General features: G+C 38.9%; 18 protein-coding genes and 2 tRNA genes. 13 read left to right on the plus strand and 7 right to left on the minus strand.

The window, feature by feature from the left end; genetic code table 11:
* Window positions 1-20 precede the first annotated feature (20 nt).
* Window positions 21-452 carry a methylglyoxal synthase gene (locus KK060_RS00945; protein WP_254151527.1) on the plus strand — a complete coding sequence of 144 codons (432 nt, stop codon included), beginning with the start codon at window positions 21-23 and terminating at the stop codon, window positions 450-452.
* A 92-nt stretch (window positions 453-544) separates the two neighbouring features.
* Here KK060_RS00945 and KK060_RS00950 read toward each other — a convergent pair whose 3' ends face one another.
* Complete coding sequence (locus KK060_RS00950; protein WP_254151528.1) at window positions 545-943, minus strand: START-like domain-containing protein; 399 nt, start codon at window positions 941-943, stop codon at window positions 545-547.
* A 202-nt stretch (window positions 944-1,145) separates the two neighbouring features.
* Between KK060_RS00950 and KK060_RS00955 the strand changes: the two genes are divergently transcribed.
* Window positions 1,146-1,219, plus strand: a tRNA-Met gene (locus KK060_RS00955).
* Window positions 1,220-1,600: 381 nt separating this feature from the next.
* On the opposite strand, the gene KK060_RS00960 is transcribed toward KK060_RS00955, so the two are convergent.
* Window positions 1,601-3,133, minus strand: a complete 1,533-nt coding sequence (locus KK060_RS00960) for a serine hydrolase domain-containing protein (RefSeq protein WP_254151529.1) — start codon at window positions 3,131-3,133, stop codon at window positions 1,601-1,603.
* Between the two features lie 69 nt (window positions 3,134-3,202).
* Window positions 3,203-3,994, minus strand: a complete 792-nt coding sequence (locus tag KK060_RS00965; RefSeq protein ID WP_254151530.1) for a helix-turn-helix transcriptional regulator — start codon at window positions 3,992-3,994, stop codon at window positions 3,203-3,205.
* Window positions 3,995-4,596: 602 nt separating this feature from the next.
* Between KK060_RS00965 and KK060_RS00970 the strand changes: the two genes are divergently transcribed.
* The 6 genes from KK060_RS00970 (at window position 4,597) to bshB1 (ending at window position 11,688) form a co-directional block, all read left to right on the plus strand.
* Window positions 4,597-6,342 (plus strand): LptF/LptG family permease, encoded by a 1,746-nt coding sequence (locus KK060_RS00970; RefSeq protein WP_254151531.1) that lies wholly within the window; start codon window positions 4,597-4,599, stop codon window positions 6,340-6,342.
* Window positions 6,343-6,416: 74 nt separating this feature from the next.
* Window positions 6,417-6,692 (plus strand): 30S ribosomal protein S15, encoded by a 276-nt coding sequence (gene rpsO / locus KK060_RS00975; protein WP_254151532.1) that lies wholly within the window; start codon window positions 6,417-6,419, stop codon window positions 6,690-6,692.
* Between the two features lie 107 nt (window positions 6,693-6,799).
* Window positions 6,800-8,947 carry a polyribonucleotide nucleotidyltransferase gene (gene pnp / locus KK060_RS00980; RefSeq protein ID WP_254151533.1) on the plus strand — a complete coding sequence of 716 codons (2,148 nt, stop codon included), beginning with the start codon at window positions 6,800-6,802 and terminating at the stop codon, window positions 8,945-8,947.
* A gap of 73 nt (window positions 8,948-9,020) precedes the next feature.
* Window positions 9,021-9,884 carry a sigma-70 family RNA polymerase sigma factor gene (locus KK060_RS00985; RefSeq protein WP_073130761.1) on the plus strand — a complete coding sequence of 288 codons (864 nt, stop codon included), beginning with the start codon at window positions 9,021-9,023 and terminating at the stop codon, window positions 9,882-9,884.
* A 79-nt stretch (window positions 9,885-9,963) separates the two neighbouring features.
* A complete protein-coding gene (gene trxB / locus KK060_RS00990; protein WP_254151534.1) occupies window positions 9,964-10,932 on the plus strand; it encodes a thioredoxin-disulfide reductase in 969 nt (322 codons plus the stop codon).
* 36 nt (window positions 10,933-10,968) lie between these two features.
* A complete protein-coding gene (gene bshB1 / locus KK060_RS00995) occupies window positions 10,969-11,688 on the plus strand; it encodes a bacillithiol biosynthesis deacetylase BshB1 (protein ID WP_254151535.1) in 720 nt (239 codons plus the stop codon).
* Window positions 11,689-11,754: 66 nt separating this feature from the next.
* Here bshB1 and pdxH read toward each other — a convergent pair whose 3' ends face one another.
* Window positions 11,755-12,396, minus strand: a complete 642-nt coding sequence (gene pdxH / locus KK060_RS01000) for a pyridoxamine 5'-phosphate oxidase (RefSeq protein ID WP_254151536.1) — start codon at window positions 12,394-12,396, stop codon at window positions 11,755-11,757.
* Between the two features lie 146 nt (window positions 12,397-12,542).
* Here pdxH and KK060_RS01005 point away from each other — a divergent pair, with 146 nt between their 5' ends.
* The 3 genes from KK060_RS01005 (at window position 12,543) to KK060_RS01015 (ending at window position 15,300) form a co-directional block, all read left to right on the plus strand.
* Window positions 12,543-13,118 (plus strand): YqgE/AlgH family protein, encoded by a 576-nt coding sequence (locus KK060_RS01005; protein ID WP_254151537.1) that lies wholly within the window; start codon window positions 12,543-12,545, stop codon window positions 13,116-13,118.
* A gap of 50 nt (window positions 13,119-13,168) precedes the next feature.
* Complete coding sequence (locus tag KK060_RS01010; RefSeq protein ID WP_254151538.1) at window positions 13,169-15,022, plus strand: DUF349 domain-containing protein; 1,854 nt, start codon at window positions 13,169-13,171, stop codon at window positions 15,020-15,022.
* A gap of 205 nt (window positions 15,023-15,227) precedes the next feature.
* Window positions 15,228-15,300, plus strand: a tRNA-Thr gene (locus KK060_RS01015).
* Between the two features lie 63 nt (window positions 15,301-15,363).
* Here the strand turns inward: KK060_RS01015 and KK060_RS01020 are convergent.
* Window positions 15,364-21,684, minus strand: coding sequence for a fibronectin type III domain-containing protein (locus KK060_RS01020; RefSeq protein ID WP_254151539.1), 6,321 nt, complete (start codon window positions 21,682-21,684; stop codon window positions 15,364-15,366).
* A 484-nt stretch (window positions 21,685-22,168) separates the two neighbouring features.
* Entirely contained in the window at window positions 22,169-22,450 is a 282-nt protein-coding gene (locus KK060_RS01025; RefSeq protein ID WP_254151540.1) for a hypothetical protein, read from the minus strand.
* 223 nt (window positions 22,451-22,673) lie between these two features.
* Between KK060_RS01025 and KK060_RS01030 the strand changes: the two genes are divergently transcribed.
* Together KK060_RS01030 and KK060_RS01035 are read left to right on the plus strand one after the other, a co-directional pair.
* Entirely contained in the window at window positions 22,674-23,291 is a 618-nt protein-coding gene (locus KK060_RS01030) for a DUF922 domain-containing protein (RefSeq protein ID WP_254151541.1), read from the plus strand.
* On the plus strand, window positions 23,266-23,448 hold the full coding sequence (locus tag KK060_RS01035) for a hypothetical protein (protein WP_254151542.1): 183 nt from the start codon (window positions 23,266-23,268) through the stop codon (window positions 23,446-23,448). The genes KK060_RS01030 and KK060_RS01035 overlap by 26 nt, the downstream gene beginning before the upstream one ends.
* 2 nt (window positions 23,449-23,450) lie before the next feature.
* On the opposite strand, the gene KK060_RS01040 is transcribed toward KK060_RS01035, so the two are convergent.
* Window positions 23,451-25,439, minus strand: coding sequence for a PAS domain-containing sensor histidine kinase (locus KK060_RS01040; protein WP_254151543.1), 1,989 nt, complete (start codon window positions 25,437-25,439; stop codon window positions 23,451-23,453).
* Window positions 25,440-25,451: the final 12 nt, after the last annotated feature.

The following is a 25,451-nucleotide window of genomic DNA, read 5'->3' on the forward strand; positions in this document are numbered from 1 at the left end:
TTGAACTAGAGCTCTTTAAAATGAATAGAAAACGCGTTGCTTTAATTGCCCATGATCATAAAAAGAAGGAACTGATTGATTGGGTGGAGACTAATAAGGAAAAAATGCAAAAATTCGAACTGTATGCTACCGGCACAACAGGGAAGATGATCGAAGAAAAGTTAAATCAAAAGGTGATCAGATTATTGAGTGGTCCTATTGGTGGAGATCAGCAAATAGGGGCGTTAATAGCTGATGGTAAAATAGATATACTTATTTTCTTCTGGGATCCCTTGCACCCCCTGTCCCATGATCCTGATATAAAAGCTCTGTTAAGGATAGCTGTGGTTTGGAATATTCCTATGGCATGTAATCATGCTACAGCAGATTATATTTTAAATTCATCTTTATTATTTGATAACTATGAAAGGGTGAAACCTGATTTCTCAGAACACAACGACCGAAAGCTGTAATTGCTGGTTTATAGTCTTGCAATTTTGCATTACATCATCAGGTTTAATTTCCTGAATGTGAGTTGGTAATAAGGTTTTATTAAAGCAGAAAGTTAACCTCCTACTAACTTCCTTAAATTCTCTACCAGGCTTTCCCAAAGGTCTTCAAGTTCACGAGCACTTTCGAAATCAGAGTAATCAGTAACTTTTAGAAATACCGATTGTGTTAACTCGTTGAACTCAAGTCTAAGCTCAAAGTAGGAGGGGTCTCCGTTGTCTTCTTCTGTTTCAGGTAAGAATTCAAACTTCACAAAATGATTAACGCGGGTAGCCACCTGGCGGGCTTTGCGTTTTTCATTGTCCCAAATAAAAGTAAGCGTCTTATCAATGTTGTTGATCTTAACGTCATCGGCAAACCATTCTGATAAACCACTTGCAGATTGAATGTAGGGGTACAGCATCTTTATAGATGCATTTACTTCATAATCAGCCGTAAAAAGTCTTTTAGCCATCGATGTTTATTGAAGGGATAAGCAGCAAACGTTTAATTTATGCTTTTTTAAGTAGAAAATAAAAATTTTAGTAATAGCGGTGTTTTTCGAAACTTTTGTAAGTTTGCGCTCCCAATCGGCGTATGGCTTAGGAGAGAGGCATTTATGAATAAGTGTTGAACTGAGTTGAAGCTAAGAGGGGGAATAAATTCAGAAGACGTTTGGCGCGGTAGCTCAGGTGGTTAGAGCGTTGGATTCATAACCCAAAGGTCGGGGGTTCAACTCCCCCCCGCGCTACAAAAAGAAAGCGACTGATGAGGTCGCTTTTCCTTTTTTAATCTGTTTCAGCAGTCTGCTTCATCAATGTCCTGCGCTGAAGTCTTTCCTTAAGAAATGAAAATAGCTCGTGGCGGCTCATATCCGTCATAGCGAACATAAGTTCGAGCCTGCCTGTCGGCAGACAGGTCTTGTCCCCGCTACTTAAAAGAAAGCGACAGGAAACTGTTGCTCTTCTTGTTTAATAGCAGGCCAGTTCGAAGTGCTCAAAGAGAACAGACGAATAACAAGACGACACATCACTGTTGGTAGCCCCCCGTTGGGCTCATAACTCCACGTTCGTAAAAACTCCGATTCCAACTTCCCTAATCATTTTTCCTATTGTCAATAGTCGGCACACACTCAATGTTTTATTTGAGTTTGATTGGTTTGAATTCGTTTAACTGCATTTTTCGAGTCTTCATTGGACGGATTTAGAATGATTGATTTTTTAAACATTAAGAGTGCTTCAGGCAATTTATTATCCTTCTCAAGAGCTTCTCCATAACTATTATAAACATTATCGCTTTGAGGGAATAAGAGCGTGTTTATTTTCAATGTCTCTAATGCCTGAGCGGTGTGTCCATTCTCCAGGAATTCATAGCCCAAATTATTCATGTCGTTTTCAATGAGGCTGTAATGCGTAGTATCATCCTTTAATTCCAGCAACCGCGTAAAGGCATTGTCCGCTCCTTTTGCCATCAAGGCCTTGCCGTAAATTTTCGTCAATGATTTTTTGGCGATTAAGCCAGGTTTACCATTTAAGATATACATGGCAGATAGCGCTTTCTTGTACACGCCCTCACTATTGGTATTATCGAGAACGATCACAGTTTGCTTTTTGCTGACATTGCGTAAAAAAATGGTGGCGCACCCTGGCATTCCACCCGTATGCCATACAATTTTCCCTGCTGTAGTATCTGCAAAAATGAACCACCCCAATCCGTCATACGCTTTGCCCATTCCTCCGATATTCAGCCAGATAACATTGTCATCGCCATTGGTTAACTTAGTCGGTCTGAAGGCTTCCTCCAGCGTCTTACTATCCAATAATACTCCATTATATAGTGCGATATCGAATTTCAGCAAATCTCCAGTTGTACTGATTACGTCACTTGCGCCCATTGCAATTCCGTTGTAGTATCGTTTCTCGCCAACAAAATTTATACGGTCATTCGAATAACGGAAAGGATAGTCATAGTTATACGAAAGATCCGGAGAGTGGGAAACATTAAGCAGCGCGGTTTTCGGATAAGTATGCGTCATACCAGCGGGCTTGAAAATATGCCTGTCAATATATTCGTTAAATTTTTCTCCAGATAGTTTCTCGGTTAAAGATGCCAGTAATGTGAAGGCGAAATTGCAATACCACCATTTTTCCCCTGGTTTAAGCTTTAGGGAAGCTTTTGCTGCTACTAATACCTGAACAAGGTCTTTATTGGTTATTATTTTATCAGGATTTTTTTCCTTGTGCCGATCCCACATGCCTGATAAATCCTGATCAGACAAACCCGATGTATGCGAAAGCATTTGACGAATGGTTATTGTAGGATAAGGAAAGTCAGGAAAGTATTTGGCGAAGTTATCATCCAGACTGAGCTTCCCCTTTTCTTTTAATTGCAAAATGGAAACAGCTGTAAATACTTTGGAAATGGATGCAAGGTTGAATTCGGAGGTGTTATTATTAAGCCGTCTGTTTTCAAAATCAGCATAGCCAAAGGATTTTTGATAAATGATTTTTCCATTTTCCGCCACAAGCACATTGGCATTCAATTCTCCTTTATCGGCCAGGTTCGTATAATAGCTGTCAATGCGATCTGTAATGTTTTGGGCTGTGGTGTTAAAACTGATCGCTATCCAGAGCGTGGCAACTGTAATTGATGTCTTTTTCAACATATGTATGTAAATTTTGGATCAAAGCAATCCAATTGCAACGCATAAAAATTGTATGAGATTTGCCTGGCCTTATATCTTCCGGTATTGCGCAGGCAAAAAACCAGTCATTTGCTTGAAGGTATGCGTAAAGTGACTTTGATCAGCAAAACCGCAGGTGTATGCAATTTCTGTTAGGGAGAGAGAGGTTGATTTTAACATCGATAATGCCCTTTCTACTTTTAGTTTGCGCATATATTCTCCTAACGTGCAGGAAAAGAACTTGGGAAAGTGTTTGGATATTGTAACGGGGTGCACATGGGCAACTCTGGCTAAGTCGTTCAACGTTATCTTTTCGGCCCACCTATCATTTAATTGCTCGTGAATAATTTTTATCCACGAAGGTTGTTGCTTGTTCAGGCAATGACTGACCGTGGTTACTAAATTCAGAAACAGCATTTGAATTGATTCAGTAGAATATAGGTCGCTTTGGCGCATCTCGTTATACATCTTAAGTAATAAAAATTTGGTGTCAGGGTTTGCATGTATAATAGCACCTATGGAAGTCATTTTAATGTCGTATCTCTCAAGTAAATTTGATTCAATTTCAAGGTTAATATTTTTAGAAGGCAAAGCGGTATTGAAATTCCGATGAACTTCACCGCTATCATAAAAAATAACTTTCCCAGGAGAAGCTACCGATTCCGATTTTTTCCTTTGCTCTCTATTACCTCCTGCTAAGATGAAAGTGATGTGCGCATTACTGTGAGCATGCCAGCCTTCGTATACTTTTGAAAGATATTCCGTTTCCCGAACGAGAAGTCCATTGATATTATAATCTCGTTTATTGACACCCAAATAGCATCCGCGCTCTAATTCAATCATATCATCTTAGCAGGCTTATTAGAAATTGAATTTTAAACAAAAGTACCAAAATGCCGGGGATAGGTTGTTCCGCCAATTTACTAATCAAATCACTTAGCATAATTAAACTCAAAAACAGTAAAAGACAATCTGACAGAATAGCGTCTTTTTTGGCTTTAAATTCTCTTCGGACCATTAACTTGGTAAGAACCCAGTTTGATAAAATGAGGTACAAAAAGGTTCGATATGGCCCCCCCGCGCTACAGAAAGGCAGCAATAGCTGCCTTTTTTCATGTATATTGATTGGTTATCATCAATCAATTTTGTAATTTGGTTATCATCTAAAGTGACATTCCAAGTCAAAGAATTTCTATCCTCATTTTTGTTGCTGAAGCAAACAGACTGAACCTGTGACTGCAGGGAGACTGCACAAAGAGTGCAGGGAGACTGTAAGATGTAGCTATGAATAGCTAAGAAAAGCCGTCAGTAGCAGTGAAGTCAGTTACAATACATAAGTTGAATACAGTTGTTAACTTATGCTCTCTTAAGGTTCTATTTAAATTTAAAAAGCGGATCAATTTTTGAATAGATTTGGGGTAACTTATGTTACGAGCTTTATTAGCATGAAGAAACTCGACAAACTTATTATCAGTTCTTTTATAGCGCCATTTATTCTCACCTTCTTTGTAGTGGTGTTCATACTACTTAACATACAGATGCTCAAATATTTTGATGATCTGATGGGAAAAGGACTTGAAGGAACGCTTATAGCTAAGTTATTTTTTTATTTCGGAGTAGTAACCACGCCAACTGCTTTGCCACTGGCGGTGCTGCTTGCCGCATTAATAACTTTTGGAAACCTGGGCGAACATTTTGAATTAACAGCAATCAAAAGCGCTGGTATCTCTCTGACGCGAACATTATTGCCGCTATTTTTCCTGATTCTTATACTTACTGGTTTTGCTTTTTTTGTCAATAATAACCTCGTTCCTAAGGCTGCATTAGAAGCTTATAGTCTGCTTTACGATGTTAAGCAGAAAAAACCCGCGCTTGACCTTCGGGAGGGTACCTTTTATAATGGAATACCAGATATCAGCATCAAGGTGAATAAGAAGTTTCCCCATGATGACGCGGCGCTTAAAGATATTATTGTTTACGATCATCGTAAACATGATGGTAATAAGGAAGTTATAATAGCTGACTCAGGTAGAATGACAACCATTTTAAATGAACGCTATCTTAAGTTTGAACTTTTCAATGGCTACAATTATGTAGAGGGTACCAGCCAGGAGAAGGAAATGACTGGCCAAAAGGGCTCTTCTGCCGAATCATTAACCAGGAGTAAATTTAATAAGTCGCAGGTAGTTTTCGATTTGTCGTCTTTTCAGATGGTACGGACTGATAAGAAGTGGTTTCAGGGCAATCGCATTATGCGTAACCTGGGTGAGCTGGATCAGGATATGGATTCGCTGTATCGGGAAGTATTACAACAGCAGCTTAATTATTACAATTACAAACCTACCTATTTTAGTTATTTCAATAAGTCAGAACCCCTTATTTATCCGCTTGAGCTGCAGGAATTTAAGTACTACAAAGATTCTCTTGAAAGAAGTAAGTATGTTAAGGAAGTGCCGTATTCTGAAGAGAATGCAAATCCTAAAGTACTACCGGTAGAAAAGACGGAGAACAAGCCATTGAAGCGCGAAAGTAGTTCCTCGAAGAAGCCAAGAAAACTAGAAAGGCCTTCACGAATCAAAAGCAGTATCGCGAAAGGCAAGACGGTGAGGGAAAGAGACAAGAACAAACTTGCTGCGATTAAGAAAGACAATTTAGCTGATTCTATAGCTGTAAATTCAAGATATGCAAAGCTAGATAGTGTCTTTAATGCTGCACCATCTAAAGAAATTGCTCAGAATACAGCCAATTTTGCCAGACAGGTAGTAAGCCAGATTATCAACAGCAATACCAGTATTGAGAATTTTAAAAAGGAAAGGATTGTTTTTGAAATCCAGTGGCATAAGATTCTGGCGAGTTCTTTGGCTTGTGTGGCTATGTTTATGATAGGTGCGCCGCTAGGTTCTATTATTAAGAAGGGTGGGCTAGGGGTACCCTTTCTCGTTTCTATCATCTTCTTTATTATATATTACTTATTGAGCATGCAGGGTGAAAAGCTTGCGAAACAAGGAACAATAGGCGTGTTTGCTGGTGTTTGGTCTGCTGATCTTATTTTATTTTTAATTGGATTGGTCTTCCTTCGACAAGCGAGAATCGATGCCCGGTTGTTTGATGCTGACTCATACATGGTTGCCTTTGACAAGCTAAAGAAATGGGTAACAGCGCGGAAGCTTCAAACGAAGGTAACAACATAATTTGTTATAGAGCTTGGAAAATAAAGGCTAAAAACTTACTTTCGCCCCTTGAATAAAGTGAAAATAAAATTCCGATGTATTTGACGACCGAAATCAAACAAGATCTGTTTAAAAAACACGGCTACGGAAAGAAAAAAGAAGAAACCGGCTCTCCTGAAGCTCAGATCTCATTGTTTACGCATAGAATTAATCATTTAACCCAGCACCTTAAGCAAAATAAAAAGGACTTTTCTACACAGCAAGGGTTAATGAAGCTTGTTGGTAAGCGTAAGAAGCTTCTCAATTATCTGCAAAAGACTAATATCGAAAGATACAGGTCTATATTGAGCGAATTAGAATTAAGAAAATAACATTCCAGCAGGGAACCAAACTAATGGTTCCCTTTTTACATTTTTTACTGAAGGAATAAATCCTACCGGAAAAACATCGGTAGAATTTATTCCATTACTTATTTTTTATGACACCAACAGTTATTACAAAATCTTGTGCGTTGCCTGATGGCCGCCAAATAACAATTGAAACAGGTAAACTCGCCCGCCAGGCCGATGGAGCCGTTGTTCTACGGATGGGGAATACCATGTTACTTGCTACTGTAGTTTCCGCCCAGGAAGGCGTAGAAGGAGCTGACTTTCTTCCCCTGTCAGTTGATTACCAGGAAAAATTTGCTGCTACCGGTAAAGTACCCGGTGGTTTTTTGAAACGTGAAAGCAAACTTTCTGATTACGAGGTACTAATTAGCCGTCTTGTTGACCGTGCTATAAGACCTTTATTCCCTGATGATTATCATGCTGAAACACAGGTTATAATTTATCTTATTTCGGGTGATACTACGGCATTACCTGATGGGCTTGCTGCCTTTGCCGCATCAGCTGCTTTGTCTGTTTCAGATATCCCTTTCAACGGACCAATATCAGAAGTTCGCGTAGCCAGAATTGATGGAAAGTTCGTGATTAACCCATCTTTGGCCGACAAAGAAAGAGCTGACATTGATCTGATCGTTGCTGCTTCTCTTGATAACATCCTTATGGTTGAAGGAGAGATGAAAGAAGTTAGCGAAGATGATATGCTCGAAGCTTTAAAGACGGCACACGAAGCTATAAAAGTTCAGTGTGAAGTGCAGATAGAACTAGCCAAAGCTGCAGGTAAAACAGAAAAAAGACAATACAGTCACGAGAATAACGACGAAAATCTTAAAGAAGAACTTTGGAAGGCATTATATGAGAAAACATATTCACATGCACGCCAGAAGTTAACCAACAAGAAACTTCGTTCGGAAGGTTTCTCTAAAATTCTTGAGGACTATCTCGCGTCACTACCTGCTGAGTCTACAATTGATAAAGATCTCGTAAAACGTTATTATCATGACATTCAGAAGAAAGCAGCAAGGAATCTAGTACTTGATGAAGGAATTCGATTGGATGGTCGTAGCACAAGAGAAATCAGACCTATTTGGTGTGAAGTTGATTATCTTCCTGCACCTCACGGTTCATCAGTATTTACCCGTGGCGAAACACAATCGCTTACCACTGTTACACTAGGTACCAAGCTGGATGAGCAGATGATTGATGGCGCGATGCTCTCAGGTTCAAGCAAGTTTATTCTTCATTATAATTTCCCTGGCTTTTCAACAGGCGAGGTAAAACCAAACCGTGGTCCTGGAAGAAGAGAAGTAGGACATGGAAACCTTGCGTTAAGAGCGCTAAAGCAAGTACTCCCTCCTGATACTGAGAATCCTTATACAATTCGTGTTGTTTCAGATATTCTTGAGTCGAATGGTTCATCATCAATGGCAACTGTTTGTGCTGGTACACTAGCGCTGATGGATGCAGGTGTGCCTATCTCAGGTCCTGTATCAGGTATCGCCATGGGCATGATCTCAGATGCGAAAACAGGTAAATATGCGATCCTTTCAGACATCCTTGGAGATGAAGATCACCTGGGTGACATGGATTTTAAGGTTACCGGAACAGAAAAAGGTATTACTGCCTGCCAGATGGATTTGAAGGTAGAAGGTCTTACTTATGATGTTCTTAAAGAAGCACTAAATCAGGCTAAAGAAGGTCGTCTTCATATTTTAAATGAAATGAAGAAGGTTATTACAGAACCAAGACCAGATCTTAAACCACATGCTCCTCGTGCCCAAACACTTATTATTGATAAAGAAATGATAGGTGCGGTAATAGGCCCAGGTGGAAAAATTATTCAGGATATTCAAAATACATCAGGCGCTACTGTCGTCATAGAAGAAGTAGACAACAAAGGCGTTGTGAATGTATTTGCCAATGACAAGACGTCAATGGATGCTGCCCTTAAGCGTATTAAAGGCATCGTGGCTATTCCTGAGGTAGGTCAGGTTTATGACGGAAAAGTAAAATCAATTATGCCTTTTGGCGCGTTTGTTGAGTTTATGCCAGGTAAAGATGGTCTCCTTCATATTTCAGAGATTAAGTGGGAGCGCCTCGAGAAAATGGAGGGCGTGCTTGAAGTTGGAGAAGAAATCAAGGTAAAACTAATTGAAGTTGATAAGAAAACCGGCAAATTCAGACTTTCTCGCAAAGTGTTGCTGCCAAGACCTCCTAAAAAGGAAACAACACCGACTGAATAATCGTACTTATGAAATATTGACAGGAACTAACTTTAAAGCTTATATTGTTTAATAAACGCATAGAATATTAGGAATGAGACAGCTTAAAATCAGTAAACAAATTACCAATAGGGAGAGCCAGTCACTGGATAAGTACCTGCAGGAAATTGGTAAGGTGGATTTGCTTACTCCTGATGAGGAGGTTGAATTAGCAAAAAGAATTAAAGAAGGAGATCAGATTGCGTTGGAGAAGTTGACTAAAGCTAACCTTCGCTTCGTAGTTTCTGTAGCTAAACAATATCAGAATCAAGGCTTGTCTCTCGGTGATCTTATAAATGAAGGTAATTTAGGTCTGATAAAAGCTGCACAACGTTTTGATGAAACCCGTGGTTTTAAATTCATCTCCTATGCGGTATGGTGGATCCGTCAATCTATTCTACAGGCTTTGGCAGAACAATCGCGTATTGTTCGCCTGCCTTTGAACAGAGTAGGGTCTTTGAATAAGATATCTAAAACCTTCTCTGAACTAGAACAAAAGTACGAACGCGAACCTTCTCCTGAAGAACTTGCTGAAGTACTCGATGTTACAACAGCAGAAGTTGTTGATACAATGAAGATCTCCGGGCGCCATGTTTCTATGGATGCGCCTTTTGTTCAGGGAGAAGAAAACAGCCTGCTCGATGTACTTGAAAACGATAGTGAAGAAACACCTGATTCAGGCTTGATGAATGACTCTCTTCGTAGAGAAGTTCAGCGTGCCTTGTCTACTTTAACACAGCGCGAGGCAGATGTTATTACTTTATATTTTGGCTTGAATGGCGAACACTCAATGACCCTTGAGGAAATAGGTGAGAAATTCAATTTAACACGCGAGCGCGTACGCCAGATTAAAGAAAAGGCGATCAGAAGGTTGCGTCATACTTCAAGAAGTAAGGCTTTGAAGCCTTACCTAGGTTAAAATGATTTAAAATTTATCAATATAAAGGGTCTCAAGCGAGGCCCTTTGTTTTTATCTTGCGACTTTAATAAATCATGTTATGAGTGAAAAAGTGAAAGTATTGATCATTGGTTCTGGTCCTGCGGGATATACCGCTGCAATTTATGCTGCCAGGGCAGGGTTGAAACCAGTATTATATACAGGTAGCCAGCCAGGTGGTCAGCTTACCATTACTAACGACGTCGAGAATTTTCCAGGTTATCCGGAAGGGATCAACGGCCCACAGATGATGGTTGACTTACAGAAACAAGCAGAACGTTTTGGTACAAAGATCAATTATGGCCTTGTTACGTCAGTAGATTTTTCAGGTTATCCTCATAAGGTGATTGTTGATGAGAAACACGAGGTTATAGCAGAAACAGTAATAATTGCTACAGGAGCTACTGCTAAATATTTAGGACTTCCTTCTGAGAAGGAATATTACAACAGAGGTGTATCTGCCTGTGCAGTTTGCGACGGCTATTTTTACCGTGGTAAAGACGTTGCTGTAGTAGGCGCCGGGGACTCGGCAGCAGAAGAAGCGACGTATTTGGCCAACCTTTGTGCTAAAGTTCACCTTATAGTAAGGCGAGACGAAATGCGTGCTTCAAAAATTATGCAGCAACGCGTGTTTAAAGCACCCAATATAGAAGTTCATTGGAATACAGAAACTGAAGAAATCATAGGCGACGATAGCGGTGTTACAGGGATCCGAGTTGTTAATAATAAAACCGGCGAGAAGAAAGAGATCCAACTTCAAGGATTCTTTCTGGCAATCGGCCATCAGCCGAACACCGAAATATTCAGAGGCTATATTGATATGGATGACAAGGGTTATATTAACGTAATGCCTGGTACTAGTAAAACCAATATTCCCGGTGTTTTTGCAGTGGGCGATGCAGCCGATAAAGTTTATCGTCAGGCAATAACCGCTGCTGGTTCCGGATGTATGGGAGCACTGGATGCTGAGAAATTCCTTGTTGCCAAGGAACTTGAGGTTGGAAGCTTAATGACAACAGCGCACGTATAATTAACCTTAGTATTTCAAATAGGAGCATAAGATTTAATGAAACTCGATATTCTTGTTTTGGCAGCTCATCCTGATGATGCCGAACTGGGTTGCGGCGGTACAATTGCCAAGCACGTAGCCATGGGCAAAAAAGTAGGAATAGCTGATCTAACCCGTGGCGAATTAGGTACCAGAGGTACCGTTGAAACAAGGAGAGAAGAGGCAGCTAAATCAGCAGAAGTCTTGGGTGTTGCGGTCAGAACGAACCTAAATCTTAAAGACGGCTTTTTTCAAAATGATATTGAGAGTCAGTTGGAAGTAGTAAAGGTAGTAAGGAAGTATAAACCGCAAATCGTTCTAGCTAATGCCATACGCGATAGACATATCGACCATGGCAAAGGTGCTTCATTAGCCTTTGATGCTTGCTTCCTTTCTGGATTAGCGAAGATAGAAACAGTAGATGAAGATGGTAAGAAACAAGATCCCTGGAGACCAATCTCAGTCTATCATTATATTCAAAGTGATTTTATCGAGCCTCATTTTATCGTTGATGTTTCCTCGCATTGGGAAACGAAGATGAATGCGATAAGATGTTTTAAATCGCAATTTTTTGATCCTAGCAGTAAAGAGCCAGAGACTTATATCAGTAAGCCTGGATTTTTGAAGATGGTTGAATCACGAGGTATTGAATTAGGGCACTCTATAGGCGGAACGTATGGAGAGGGATTTACTGTCAGAAGATATCCAGGTGTTAATAATTTGTTTGATCTTCTTTAGATAGAAGATCAAACAAATTAATGATATGTTAATCTAAATAACTATTAAATCACATCGCTACAAGTATCAGGGTGCTAGTCTGTGCATCTTCCATTTGCCATCTACTTTAACGTACTCAATCCTGTCATGTAATCTGCTTGCCCTGCCTTGCCAAAACTCAATCAAAAACGGATCGATCTGAAATCCTCCCCATTGATTTGGTTTTGGTAGAACAGGAAGACCAAGGAACCTGTTTTCTATTTGAGCTACACGTTCTTCAAGGATAGATCTGTCTTTTATAATGGCACTTTGCGGAGAAGACCATGCGCCTACTTGTGATCCGCGAGGGCGGCTTTGGAAATATTGCTCTGATGTTTTGTTATCAACACGCTCAGCTATGCCTTCAATACGAATCTGGCGTTCCAATTCCGGCCAGAAAAATACCAGAGCGCAGGCAGTGTTATCCTCAAGTTCTTTCCCCTTTCTGCTTTGATAATTTGTATAGAAAAGAAACTTCTTATTCTCGATACCTTTTAATAAAACCACTCTTGCAGATGGTCTTCCTTCTTTATTAACAGTTGCAAGGGTCATTGCATTGGGTTCTGTTATCTGTGCCTTTAACGCTTCACCAAACCATATTTCGAATTGAATGACGGGATCTGAGTTTACTGTATTAACATCAAGACTTGCTTTGGTGTAATCCTTTCTGATATCAGCTATATTTTGCATACGGTTTCGGATATATGGCATAAAAATTATCAAAGAAATAGGATTTGCATAGATGAAAAGGAAATATTTTATTCAAGAAATTAAACAATCCGCTATAGAGTTGTTAATATTACTTGAGTAGAGGATTTAGTTACAATTAATTTTGAATGGAGTTTTTCAGATATAAAAATAAATTAATCCCGGAACGAGGTCGCTTGCTTATCTCTGAGCCATTTCTCCCAGACCCGAACTTCGAAAGAACCGTAGTGTTACTATGTGAACATAATGCAGACGGATCATTTGGTTTTGTCTTGAACAAACCTTCGGTACTTAAAGTCAATGAAGTAATGGAGGATTTGACGGGAATGGAGAATCTGGTATATGTTGGAGGCCCAGTTCAACAGGACACACTTCATTTCATCCATAGAAATGTGCGCATCGAAAATGATGTGGTAATTACTGACAATGTCTTTTGGGGAGGAGACTTCGAAAGCCTGCTCACAATGTGCGATACAAGACAACTGTCTTCTGATGATATTCGCTTCTTCCTGGGATACAGCGGGTGGGGGCCAGGACAATTAGAATCGGAGCTGGAACAGGAATCCTGGATAGTTTGTGATTATGTCACTAACCAGCTTTTATTTGACACTGAACCGCAACTTTTGTGGAGAAAAGCCCTCGATAATATGGGTGGTAGATACTCTGTTTATTCAAACTACCCTGTTGATCCGAGATTGAATTAGTCATTTTTGTTAAATTAGCACTAAAGGAATTGGAAATGGATACTTTGACCATGGAAATCGAAAAAGAAAAACGTGATGAGCAACATGTACATCAGGCTGGGCTTGCTAAAAGCCACAGCGAAAGTGTACTGGCTTCTGAAGAATCAGAGCATGATGAATTAAGCGATGATTCATTTGACGAAGAAGCACATAAGCACGTCGACTATTCTCATTATACCAAGGCTCAACTTGTAGCTTTGATTAAAGATCTTGCAAAAGATAATAATCTAAAGAGAGTTGATGCTGTGGTCAAAGATATTAAGCCTCTTTATGATGAGTGCCGTGAAAAAGAGAGGAGTGCGGCTCTTGAGCGGTTTATATCTACAGGAGGAGTAGCTGAAGATTTTGATTATAAAGGTGATGAAAATGATATAGCATTTGATGCTAATTATAAACTCATCAAAGATCGTAGGGCGCAGTTCCATCGCCAACAGGAAGAACAGAAGAATGAGAATCTTCGGAAAAAACAAGAGCTTGTAGAAAGGCTAAGAGTTTTGGTAGATTCACCTGATCATACAAACCAATTTGAAGCTTTTAAAGAGCTTCAGAAGGAGTGGCGTGCCATTGGACCAGTTCCGACAGCTCAGGCAAAGATTTTATGGGCTAATTATCATGCCCTCGAAGACAGATTTTATGATAATCAAAGTATTTACTTTGAGCTTAAGGAACTTGATCGGAGGAAAAACCTGGAAGCAAAGCTGGAACTTTGTGCAAGGGCTGAGCGCCTGGCTGGAGTTGAAATAATAAAAGATGCAATTCGTGAGCTGAATGAACTACACCACGAATTTAAACATATAGGTCCTGTTCCCAAAGATGATAAGGAGGCAGTATGGCAACGCTTCAAGGCAGCATCAGATGCGGTATATGCTAAACGGGATGCATATCTTCAAAACTTACAGCAAGAACTTAATAAGAACCTTGAAGAAAAGTCGAAGCTGGGAGACGAAGCCCAGGCATTTGCTTCTTTCAATACCGATCGTATTAAAGAATGGAATGAAAAAACAAAAGAAATTCTTGAGTTACAGAAGCGTTGGGAGGCTATCGGCGGATTACCAAGAGCAAAAGCAAAAGATGTAAACAAGAAGTTTTGGACTGCCTTTAAAGCTTTCTTTAACAATAAGAATACCTTCTTTAAGAAGCTCGATGAAGAACGCGAGAGCAATCTGAATCTCAAAAATGAGCTTGTTAAGAAAGCTTTTGATCTAAGAGAAAGTACAGACTGGGAGAAAACTTCCAATGAATTAAAGGTACTACAGCAGAAGTGGAAAGATATAGGTCCGGTACCTGAAAAGTTCAGGGAAAAGGTGTTTAAGGAGTTTAAGGATGCTTGTGATTATTTCTTCGCGCAGAGAAGAGGTCAGCAGGGCAAGGTAGAGCAGGAACAAATAGATAACTTAAACGTGAAGACTTCTATATGTGAAGAACTTGAAAGAAATGCACAAGCGGGAACTGCGAGTGCGGATTTATTGCGAGATCTTCAGGATCGGTACAATTCAATTGGCTTCGTTCCTAAAAAGGATATAAGCGCCATTAAGAACCGGTATCACGAGGCAGTTGAAAAATTTGTTGCGGCAATTCCTGATCTTACTGAAGACGATAGGAGCAGGCTAATTCTTGAGAATCAGATCAGTGATCTTAAGAAAGATCCGATGGGAGATCGCAAGCTATACCAAAAAGAGCAGGCTATCCGCAAGAAAATACAGAAGGTGGAAAATGATATTGCGCTATGGCGTAATAACCTTGAATTCTTCGGCAGGTCTAACAATGCAGAAAAAGTGCGCGAAGAATTCAATGATAAGATCAAGGTTGCAACTGAACATTTGCACCAACTTAAGCAACAACTTAAGCTACTAAGGACAGCATAAGTATCTAAAAAACACCGTTATGAAAGGAATGCTATTACTAGCATTCCTTTTATTATTTAAATTAAATGTGAGGAGTTACTAGCGTCTATTACCCGCCTTCCCACTATTTTTTTATTGAATTGTTTGCACAGAAAGAATCTTAAGCTATTTTTGCACCTCCTAAACAGACAATAGATGACTGTTAGGGATAAAAGATAGCAATCTTGCCTCCTTAGCTCAGCTGGTAGAGCAACTGACTTGTAATCAGTAGGTCGTTGGTTCGATTCCGACAGGGGGCTCAAATAAAAAAGAGTTACACATTCTGTAACTCTTTTTTGTTTTATCAGCGTTCCTTACTTTCTTTAGTTTCTCACTACAATTTTTTTCCTGATCTCCTTGTCCCCCTGCTTTATCTGAATTATATAGATGCCTTCAGTGAGCGTATTTGAGAATTCAATGGTTAGTGTTTCTAACATTCCCTTGGCTTCAATATTTCTTTCATATAGAACCGACCCTGTTAAATCGAGAACTTGTAACTTCAATGGTATTATCCTACTTGTAATCACATCAACATTTATTGAAGAACCAGTTGTAGGATTTGGATAAATCGAAATGTTGAAGTTTTCATCCAGGGGCTCATTAGAAACAAGGTTAAAGAGATAAGCTTTTGATTTTACTGAACATTCTGCATTTGATATTTCCACCGTGTACTCTCCAGGAGCTTGAGGAATAAAGAAATTGTTCGTGGCGCCTTCAATAACTTCTTCATTTACAAACCACTGATAATCTACATTGCTATTATTGATCCATAAGGTGTCATTAGATAAAGTAATTACAGGTTCTTCCATAACGTCTACATAAAGTACCACCGATTTTCTTTCACTTTCGCAACCAGAAGGTGCAACTGCAGAAACATAGTAAGCAGTACCGTTTACAGGAGAAGATACTACAAGGGTAGCACTATTTGCATTTTGAATTTCGTTTTGCGCGGAATCAAACCATCTATAATGGCCTCCCTCTATTGCGCCGGAGGCGGTTAGTGTTACATCTGAAGCTGTGCATACGCGTACCTTATCAGCAATGTTTACTTCTGTACCTTGAAGTAGATCGATAACTACATTTGATTCTAATGGATATACTTCGCAGCCTTCAAATCCTGCTTCAACACTTAATTTATTAGTTCCTAAGCTAAGTTCAGTATGAGGTATGTGTATTATCAAATCGTCTTTCCCATTTGCAATGGAAGAGAATCTTTTTCCATTGGAAGTAATAGCGGTGTACTTAACGCCTTCTTGTGCATTGCGTATCAATATTTCGGCAGGATAAGGGGTACATGCAGTTGTTGTTTCAATAATATGATTATCCATATTAAATGATACTTTTTGGAAAGTAAGGTAGAATCTGTTCAACCCATACGAGTTAACGTTATCTGTGACTGTAAAATTGAAAGTACTTTGTGTAAGCGTTGTTACTGTATTTGTAAAGGCATCGTGAAGCTGAATTTTCCAAATATTGATTAACCTGCTTAAGTTAGTAAACTTTAAAGCATAAGAGCCAGGTTTGGCGTCTTCAATGTTAAGGTAAATTGTCTTCGCGCATTGCGCGGTATTCAAATGATTAACAGCAAGCATCGTAGATTTATCAACCGTAGTTGACAGATTAAACACGCCAGTATTCTTTCTTTTTCCCGCATCAAGTAAGGCGTCATATTGGTCTGTACCATCTGAACTGAAAACAAGGTAAGTATCATCACTAAGTGACTGTTGTTGCAACGAAATCCCCAGGTAGTAAGTGTCACTATTAGTTGACGGGTAAGAATTTGTTTGTGCTAGGATTTTTGCACTTTCAGATATCGTCAAAGAAGGATTCGCTGTAAAAGCTTTTACCCAGAATGCTTCTCCTGGTAATATACTTACATCTCCAAGTAAAGGATCGAAGTATTGGTATTGTGTGATGTTAACACCATCGACAATAGTGTTTTTCTGTTTTAGCAAAATATTACTAACACCCGACTTGCTCCATCCTACAGAATTATTCCAAGAGATGGAGGATGCAAATGGGTTACCGATAAGATTCCACCCAGCAGAAGCGTCAGAAGATGACGAACCTGACAAATTAAAGGATATATTATGTTGGTTTAACGGACCATTGAATTTAATTGTAGCCGGAGAAGTTCCATTATACATAAGGACGGAGTAACCTTTTCCGACTTCGAGCATCTCACTATTCGAACTTCCTGGGGAGGGGAAAGGTCGCCAGCTATTGTTCACTGCATCAAATTCAAACATAGATGCATCTGATCCTAATCCTGTTGACGACCCCACAAAGTTTCCTGTAATAGGAACGGAATTTTGTAAGATTGAAACGGAAACATTTTTTACGGGCGCACTCAGATTTTTCAGCACTTTTCCGGCAGCTTTATGATATACTTGTACCTGAACATCACCTGAGATCATGCCATTGTTTTCAATCGGATAAACAGATGCGTAATTATTTTCGGTAGCAATTAGGTTAATATGCCCATCAGAATTCAGAACACCACGTTTTATCTTAACACCTTGAATGATATCAACATTTTCTTTGATTGATACGGAACCTGCGACGTCTACTTCAAAATACTTTATCTGGTGATTGGCTCGATCGAAAAATAGATTTGAAGTTTCAGCAGCATTGGAATTGATTATCACGTCTCCTCCCTGAATAGAAATTCTTCCAGATTCAAGATTTGAATTGATTGTACCAGTACCTTCTATTTGCAAGTTGTTTTGATCGAGTACCAATACCGCATCAACTAGTAATTTTAATCCGCCACCATTTGAAGTGCCTGAAGTTAAATTAATCGGCTTTGTTGTTTTTAAAGTCACTGTTCCATTTCGTCCAATCGAAATACCAAATACGCTAAGGTCACCTTGTGTTTGAAGTAAATGTGAGGTGTTTTCCGTAAAATGTAAAGTGATTGAACTTTCACTATCATTGGAGAGTGCTCCATTCACAATGAGGTCTTTTGCCATCTTAAGAACAGCTGGGCTTGTACTATAAAGGCTAACCCCATTGCCAACAGTCAAGTTGCCTTGTATGCTTATTGTATCTGAGTCAAATGTTTTAGTGCTGCCTGTTAAATTAATGTTTCCATAATTGTTTTTAGGAACGCGGGTAGCACCATTGAAGTTAATTACTGACGATGGAGAAATATTGACGAATTCCGGCGATACTTCAGTTTCAAGATTCAAGGTGCCTTGCAAATCTATCTTACAAAAACAACTATTATCAATGGTAAGGGACACACCTGGAGGTATAACAATTTTTGATCGCTCGCCTGTTACGGTCCACTCGCCTCCAATTCCAGAAGATGTCCTGTTAGCAATAATAAATTGTTGACCAACATCAGTGAAGTTTAAAGGTGAATCGCCTGTTCCATCGGGATTAGTTTTCCACGTGTTTACATCATTAAGATTTCCTGATGCCAACGAATAGTATAGGTAATCCATTCCGTTATAGTAAGTGAGGATTTCTGAGATGCCAGAACGATTACCACTCAAGTCAATAGCTCTTACTGAGAAATTGTAGCTCTGACTTGCTTTTAGATTTGAAGCTGTATATGCATTGATTGATGCATTTGATATTACTACTCCATTTTCAAGAACCTCGTATCCGCTTATTCCAATATTATCTGAAGATGGTTCCCAATTAAAAGAGATACTGGTATTCGTCTTTGACAATAACGTAAGTCCACCTGGGACAGTTGGTGGGATATTGTCGGACGTGGTGGTGGCATTTGTAACATTACTGAAAGGTGATGAGCCGTTTCCATTTACGGACTTAGCTTTATAGTAAAATATCTTTCCAGGAATGAGATTTATTGAATCAATAAAAGTTAATCCTGTACTTCTGCCTACCATCAAGAATGGCTCACTTCCAGTAGTACTTCTATATATCTCATAGTCTGTGGCTGTGTCATCATTATAATTCCAGGATAGAGCAATCTTTTGCATTCCTAAAGTTTGTGCTATCAAGCTGGAAGGAGCAGAGGGTGGAGTAGGTGGAGTAAACGTGCCGCTTTTTAAAGCTGCGTCTGGAATATTAACAAATGTACTTCCATTACCAATGCCAGGTCCCATGTATTGCACGGTTAGGCTTTGCCCTCCATTGTAGTCAAAGTATTGTACCTCTATCGGGTGAAAACCAGCATTAAGTTGTATGGGTTCGCTTGTTTTTGTTACGTTTCCATGTGTGCCATTATTATCAATTATAGTAGTACCATTAAGAATCAATCGACTACCATCGTCTGAAGTAATTCTGAAGGTATATGTACCGCTTGTGGTAATATTCAAGTAGCCTGTAAACTGGAAATTGAAATAATCTTCCTGGGTTCTTGGAGCTAAAGAAAAATTGTTAATCGTACCGACGTATTCAGGATTTGTCCACGTGGCTTTCATTGAAGGTTCATCTAGGCTGGACCAAGTGCCAGTGCTATGCTTATAGCTTAAACTGGTTACGTATGTGTTAGCTATAACCTGGTTTGAAGGCTGAGATTGTTTTCCTGAAAAGTCTACAGCCATAACTTTAACAGGATATATAGTGTTAGAATTAAGGTTCGTTATCGTAAACGATGTATTAGCAGAACCTGTTAAAATTTTAGCATTGCCATATTCTATTATATACTCTTTTACGCCCCCGTCATCTGTTGCCTGATCCCACTTTATTGATATAGTATTAATGGTGTTTCCAGTGACAACTAAATTTTGAGGAGCTGACGGGAGATTCCGATCGTTAAGCGTTGTGATCTTAAAGTTCAGGTTCAGGTCGTCTGACGGGATATAATTGGAGCGGCCTGTGTTATTAATAGCCCTTAATTTATATTCATAAGTTGTAGAAGGTTCTAAAGAAGTATCTAGAAAGGAGATAGCGTTTGCTTGTGTCCTTCCAGCGAACCTGAAGCTTGTTGTCCCAGTTTTTCTTCTCCAGATTTCATATCCTGTTTCATTTGACAACACGTCATTCCATGATAGGAATACTGTTGAGGCTGTAGCAACGCCTTTCATATCAGCTGATGCAGAATTTAAATTTATATTTTGTTGTGCTGAATTATTAAAGAAAAGGTATACAGGGTCTGACTGGGGACTTGGACAATATGAATTCTTTATTCGTAATGTATAAGCGCCATTGGTAGATGAACTTGAACTTGTAAATGAAACAGTACGAAGTGTATCATCAATGTCAGTGTTGGTAAAATTAATCAGTTGACCATTTTTAAACCATTCATAAAGTTCTGCGGTCTCTGACGATTTAAGAGTCACCGTGTTGTTGTCATTTGTGCTTGTTAATCCAGGTCCTCTTAGGTGTGTTGTTCCAGTAACTTCAATGGCTGGTTTCTGTAGATTTACTTCAGAAACAATAATTGGATCGGACCACGGTTCCCATTCAGAACTAGAAGAAGGAGAGGTAGATTTTCTACTAAACCTTCCTCTATATCTACCTACCGTGGTCGCTACATACTCGGCGCCAGTTGCCCCATTAATAATTTGTCCATCCTTTTCCCACTGATAAGCGAGAAACCCTTTTGAAAATGAAATAGTAACACCCGTATTTGTCGTTTTACATATTACAGGATTACCATAGGAAATGTGTGGATTAGTCTTTCGTTGTTGAAGATTCCATGAATAAAAATCTGTTTCTCTAAAAGCAGAATTCCATGTGGCATGACCTAGTGTTGTATAAAGATAATAACGAACCACCGCACCATTGTCGCGAAGACTTCTTACAAAATTATAGGTTTTCCCTGGAGTAGGATTTGTATCCTGCCCTCCTTGAAAAATCCAGTATGGAATTTTTGAAGCTTCACCTATTTGGTTTTGTGAGACTATTCCACCATCACTTACGGCTGACATTGTAAGCACAGAAGCAAATAGCCAAGGTGCTCTTTTAACAACATTGTTTACACCAGCACCGCCATTTGAAAGGCCATGGATATAAACACGATTCTCGTCAATATTATACTTCTTTAAAATAAGCCTTAACAGTTTAATAGCATCTTCTACAGGTGCGGTTTGAAGCCATCCATTTAAGCTTTGAGGAAAAAGCACAAGTCCAGGAAAGGCTCGTCCAGGCATAGAAGGATTATCAGGAAGGAGAGAGCCTGCGAGATTTACCGCTGCAAGATGTTGTGATCCGCCTAGGTACAAGTTCCTGTCATTATTAAGAAGTTCATGACTCGGACTTGTAGGCGCGGGAGGATTATTGGTATTTGGGTTATACCCAGCATCACTCCAGTAACAGTCGCGCTCCCAACAGTTTCCTGTTTCGCCCCAACCATGAAGCATGAAAATAATAGGATATCCTTGAGCGAAATTGGGATCGTAATTTTTTGGAAAGAGTATCCGATAGTTCATTACAAACAGATCTCTGGAACCATTCTTCTCTCTTAAGTTTCCCTCTTTATAAGGACTTGAGTCGAACGAGGTCATGTCCCGAAAGGTCTTTGTCTTTACTCCTGGCGGATCCTCCCTAAAACTGAAAGTGATATCTTCTTGAAGGTAGTAATACTGAGTTGCAGATTTAGCAAGCCGTAGGTCAAGCGTACCGTAAGGCATGTTTGGGTTGTAAATGAAACTAGTATCTACTTGGGCAATTGATAAATTAACTACACTTGTAATTATTAAAAACGAAATTAAAATCCTTCTCATGTCAAGCCAACGATATTCAACAGCATGGCTGCTAAAAATCTTGTTCCTGTTGGTTGAACATTTTTCAAGAGCGGAGTTAACCGGCCATAACAATTACCAAGTAGAAAAAATAAGTATCAAAAAAAGTAAGAGGAGGAGAAGAAGGGTAAAAAATTAAACAGTCTAATCCAAATGTTGATTTTTATGGGACTTCTCAGATGACTGGTTATAACTTTGTCTTAAGATAACTTTTTCGTATGGTCTTTTTATACGCTTACGTTTTTTTGTGATTTCCATTTCCATAAAACTAATTTTTAAACCATAACATTAAAATGGGGTGCCATTAGAATCACAGAGTAGGAAATCGGAAGTTTAAAATTAGATATAAAAGATAAAGTGCGTTATATCGAAGTTAAATTAGTGATACTTAACAGAAGGATCTGTTTCAAATTAGCTTAAAAAAAGTGGAGCATGTCTCCCTGTACTGTTACTCAAGTACATTAGATTAAGCAAGAGCTTTACCAATGTGCTCTTCCCACGTTTTGTAAAGAATAAAATCTTTTATGGCGTCAACAGCGATAATATTTGAACTGCTAAACATTAAATCTGCTTTAATAAGCATTTGCCCTGTTTCGTTCTTCCATATTACATTACAAAGAATTTGATCTCCGTATGTTTTAGTTGGGACCAAGATACATTCAGCAGCCGGTATATTGTAATGCTTTTGATACTGCTTATATTTATTAGGTATTATTTTATATGGGGCATTTAAATTGATCTTGTTCATGACGGTTCTTTTAGTATTTTGATTAGTGCCCGAAATGATGAACTGCCGGTGAGGATCGAAAGCTCAACTCTCTTTCTTAGATTGTAAGCAATAAAGTCATTTTTTTAGAGATTACTAAATGCCTTTAGGGATTTCAATAAGATCTTAATGTTAATGTAAGACCCGAGCAGCATCAAGCGGCATTATGTGGTTGGCATTTCGTTTGAATTAGAGCGATACATATATGAAAGTATCAGGGTTAGTGCTGTTCTTGTTATTTGTTAATAATTGCTTTTGTTTTTCCCAATCAAGCGAGGGCCGTTCAAATCTGCTTGAGTGGAATGAGTACTATGAACTAACTTGGGAGGACTTTAAAGGTAAACGTGCTGATGAAGCGAAAGGAGATGCTGGTACAGCAGTCATTATAAAAGCAAAACCTTATTACGTAAAAAATAAAGTGCGATACGATGTAATTGCTTACTTTGATAGAAACAAGTCCTGGGCTACCGATAAATCCTTGTCACTTCTTGCTCACGAAAAGCTTCACTTTGATATTGCCGAACTTTATGCGAGAAGGATAAGGAAGCAAATCGAAGAACTTGAAAAGAAAAATGTTAATGATATAAAAACATATAACGCAGCAATTAACCTTCTCCTTGAAGAAAGTAATGAGGTAGATCAAAAATACGATCTGGAGACGTTGCACGGTGCGTTATCAAAGAAGCAAACACTTTGGGAAAAGAAAATAAAGGGGGAATTACAATTGTTGAAGATGTTTAAGAAACGTAAAAGCGTTATCAAGATTAGCGGTGTGTTAAACCAGGAGGGACAAGTCTATGAAGCCAAAGAAAAATACGGGTAATAAAAATTCTAAATTACCTCCAATATCTGAAAGTAGTAAAAAGCAAAAGCATCAGGAAGGCGTTTCGGGTACGTCAGAAAGTGCTGGCGGAAGCAGAGATGGAAATGTGGGGCATCAAAGTAGTACAAGTGGAGGCAAGGGCGATAGACAGGTTTAGATTTATTGCTTCTCAGGGAGCGTAATTATGAAAGTGCTCCCTTTACCTAAGATTGATTCTGCTCTTATTGAACCACGATAATTTTCAACTATCTTTTTGCATATAGAGAGGCCTAGGCCACTGCCCTCGTAAGTTGATCTGCCGTGCAGACGTGTGAAAAGCCCAAATATCTTTTCAGCGTACTCTTGCTTAAAACCTATGCCATTGTCTATAACACGTATTTCTATATATCGCTTAACAGTACTGTTATCCTTTTCTGTTGTAGTATTCTGGATATATTGAGACGTGATTTCAATGTAAGCAGCAGTGTCCGATTTAGAGAATTTTAAAGAGTTGGCAATTAAATTCTGAAAAAGCTGTCTGAAATCTGAGGGGACCACACATAGTTCTGGAAGGTTTCTATAAATAATAGTAGCCTTTTTCTCTTTAATCGATTCCCCAAGGATATCTTTAACCTCTTCTATGATAACTGAAAGATCAATTTTTTCCTTAGTTGTCTCTTTCGTTATTGAAGAGAAGTTTAAAATATCCTCAATCATGTTTTGCATTCGTAAAGCAGAAGCCTTCACCTTCTCGAGATTCATGACTGAAGTCTGAGATAACGCATGTTCCTCCGACATTAAAACCATATTGCTATACATAGAAACTTTTCTTAAGGGTTCTTTTAAATCATGACTTGCAATAGAAGCAAATTGTTGTAAACTTTCATTACTTCGTTCAAGCTCTCTCGTCTTTGTTAAAAGTTCATGTTCAATTCGCTTGAGCTCTGTGATGTCTTGAATAGTTCCCCTCATTAATGTCGGTTCACCATTTTCAAAAAGTATTCTCCCTCTTGTCCACAAAGTCTTTTCTTTCCCGTTTGCTAAATAGCGGTATTGGCAATCAAGCTTACCTGTAGCAAATGCCTCTGCCAGCGTGCGTGCCACTTTTTCCTTGTCTTCAGGATGAACTCTTTTCATAAAGTCGTTATGTTTCTCGCTTTGGGCGAGTTCTAATATTTCTCCTAGTTCCGGAGTATTAATGGAAGTATCATTAACCATGTCCCATTCAAAACTTCCTAATTGGGCAATAGACTGCGCTTCTAGTAGTTGTTCTTCCCTTTTTTTAAGAGCAATTGCGATTTCCCGTTCTCTAGTTACTTCAAAGCTGAGACATAACAGTTCTATGGGTCTTCGACTATTATCTTTTTTAAAGATGACCGTGTAGGTGCGAAGCCAGGTGTATTTACCATTTTTACTTTTGATTCTATACTCCAATTCGTGAACCCTTCCTGTGGTGTCATTGGTAATATCCTGAAGGTGTTTCTTAATTACATCAGTATCGCCAGAATGGATTAATGAATTTAAATCATTCTCGTGCATAAGCATAATTTCTTCGGCACTATAACCTGTGATCCCCTTGATATTGCCATTGACATAAGTAATTTTCAGGTGTTCGGTGTTGAAAATAAAAATAATTCCCGGGGAAGTTTTTATAAGATGTTTGTTAAAATGGAGTTCTTCCTCAACCTTGGTATGGAGTAGATCAATATACGTTTTTGTTGAAGATGTTGTGCAAATGAAAAGAAGAGTATCTATCTCTTCTAATAATTGAAATAATTTATCTGATGTAGTGCTATATTGCTTTGCATATTTTTTTAAAATCTTTGACCTTACAAAGTTAACTACCGTAATATCCTCTGCTCCTATGTCTTCTCTTTTGAGGACGGTAATTTCATCCCGATACCACCGTGAGGATGAAACTTCAAGATATTTGTTTACCTCATTTGATGCTATATAACTGAGAAACTCGTTTGCCGATGCAACTGTATGTTTGACTATCTGTTCCTCGCTTAAATAATTGAGTTTATGTAAAAGAGGTGTTCCAATTTCAAGCAATTGCTTCCGCAGTTGGTGAGCAAAATCATTTAAATGTTTTTCTAAAATAGAACGAGCTAGTTCAGGAAGATATTTAAATGTATTAGTGCCTGGATTTGGCCCGTTAATTTTCATTATCACTGCGTT

Origin of the sequence: Chryseosolibacter indicum, assembly GCF_018598585.1 — a bacterium.
Classification (GTDB): domain Bacteria; phylum Bacteroidota; class Bacteroidia; order Cytophagales; family Cyclobacteriaceae; genus Chryseosolibacter; species Chryseosolibacter indicus.

Coding starts and splice junctions, on each gene's coding strand:
- KK060_RS00945 (WP_254151527.1), top strand. CDS start 21: ATGAATAGAAAACGCGTTGCTTTAATTGCCCATGATCATAAAAAGAAG.
- KK060_RS00950 (WP_254151528.1), bottom strand. CDS start 943: ATGGCTAAAAGACTTTTTACGGCTGATTATGAAGTAAATGCATCTATA.
- KK060_RS00960 (WP_254151529.1), bottom strand. CDS start 3,133: ATGTTGAAAAAGACATCAATTACAGTTGCCACGCTCTGGATAGCGATC.
- KK060_RS00965 (WP_254151530.1), bottom strand. CDS start 3,994: ATGATTGAATTAGAGCGCGGATGCTATTTGGGTGTCAATAAACGAGAT.
- KK060_RS00970 (WP_254151531.1), top strand. CDS start 4,597: ATGAAGAAACTCGACAAACTTATTATCAGTTCTTTTATAGCGCCATTT.
- rpsO (WP_254151532.1), top strand. CDS start 6,417: ATGTATTTGACGACCGAAATCAAACAAGATCTGTTTAAAAAACACGGC.
- pnp (WP_254151533.1), top strand. CDS start 6,800: ATGACACCAACAGTTATTACAAAATCTTGTGCGTTGCCTGATGGCCGC.
- KK060_RS00985 (WP_073130761.1), top strand. CDS start 9,021: ATGAGACAGCTTAAAATCAGTAAACAAATTACCAATAGGGAGAGCCAG.
- trxB (WP_254151534.1), top strand. CDS start 9,964: ATGAGTGAAAAAGTGAAAGTATTGATCATTGGTTCTGGTCCTGCGGGA.
- bshB1 (WP_254151535.1), top strand. CDS start 10,969: ATGAAACTCGATATTCTTGTTTTGGCAGCTCATCCTGATGATGCCGAA.
- pdxH (WP_254151536.1), bottom strand. CDS start 12,396: ATGCAAAATATAGCTGATATCAGAAAGGATTACACCAAAGCAAGTCTT.
- KK060_RS01005 (WP_254151537.1), top strand. CDS start 12,543: ATGGAGTTTTTCAGATATAAAAATAAATTAATCCCGGAACGAGGTCGC.
- KK060_RS01010 (WP_254151538.1), top strand. CDS start 13,169: ATGGAAATCGAAAAAGAAAAACGTGATGAGCAACATGTACATCAGGCT.
- KK060_RS01020 (WP_254151539.1), bottom strand. CDS start 21,684: ATGAGAAGGATTTTAATTTCGTTTTTAATAATTACAAGTGTAGTTAAT.
- KK060_RS01025 (WP_254151540.1), bottom strand. CDS start 22,450: ATGAACAAGATCAATTTAAATGCCCCATATAAAATAATACCTAATAAA.
- KK060_RS01030 (WP_254151541.1), top strand. CDS start 22,674: ATGAAAGTATCAGGGTTAGTGCTGTTCTTGTTATTTGTTAATAATTGC.
- KK060_RS01035 (WP_254151542.1), top strand. CDS start 23,266: ATGAAGCCAAAGAAAAATACGGGTAATAAAAATTCTAAATTACCTCCA.
- KK060_RS01040 (WP_254151543.1), bottom strand. CDS start 25,439: ATGAAAATTAACGGGCCAAATCCAGGCACTAATACATTTAAATATCTT.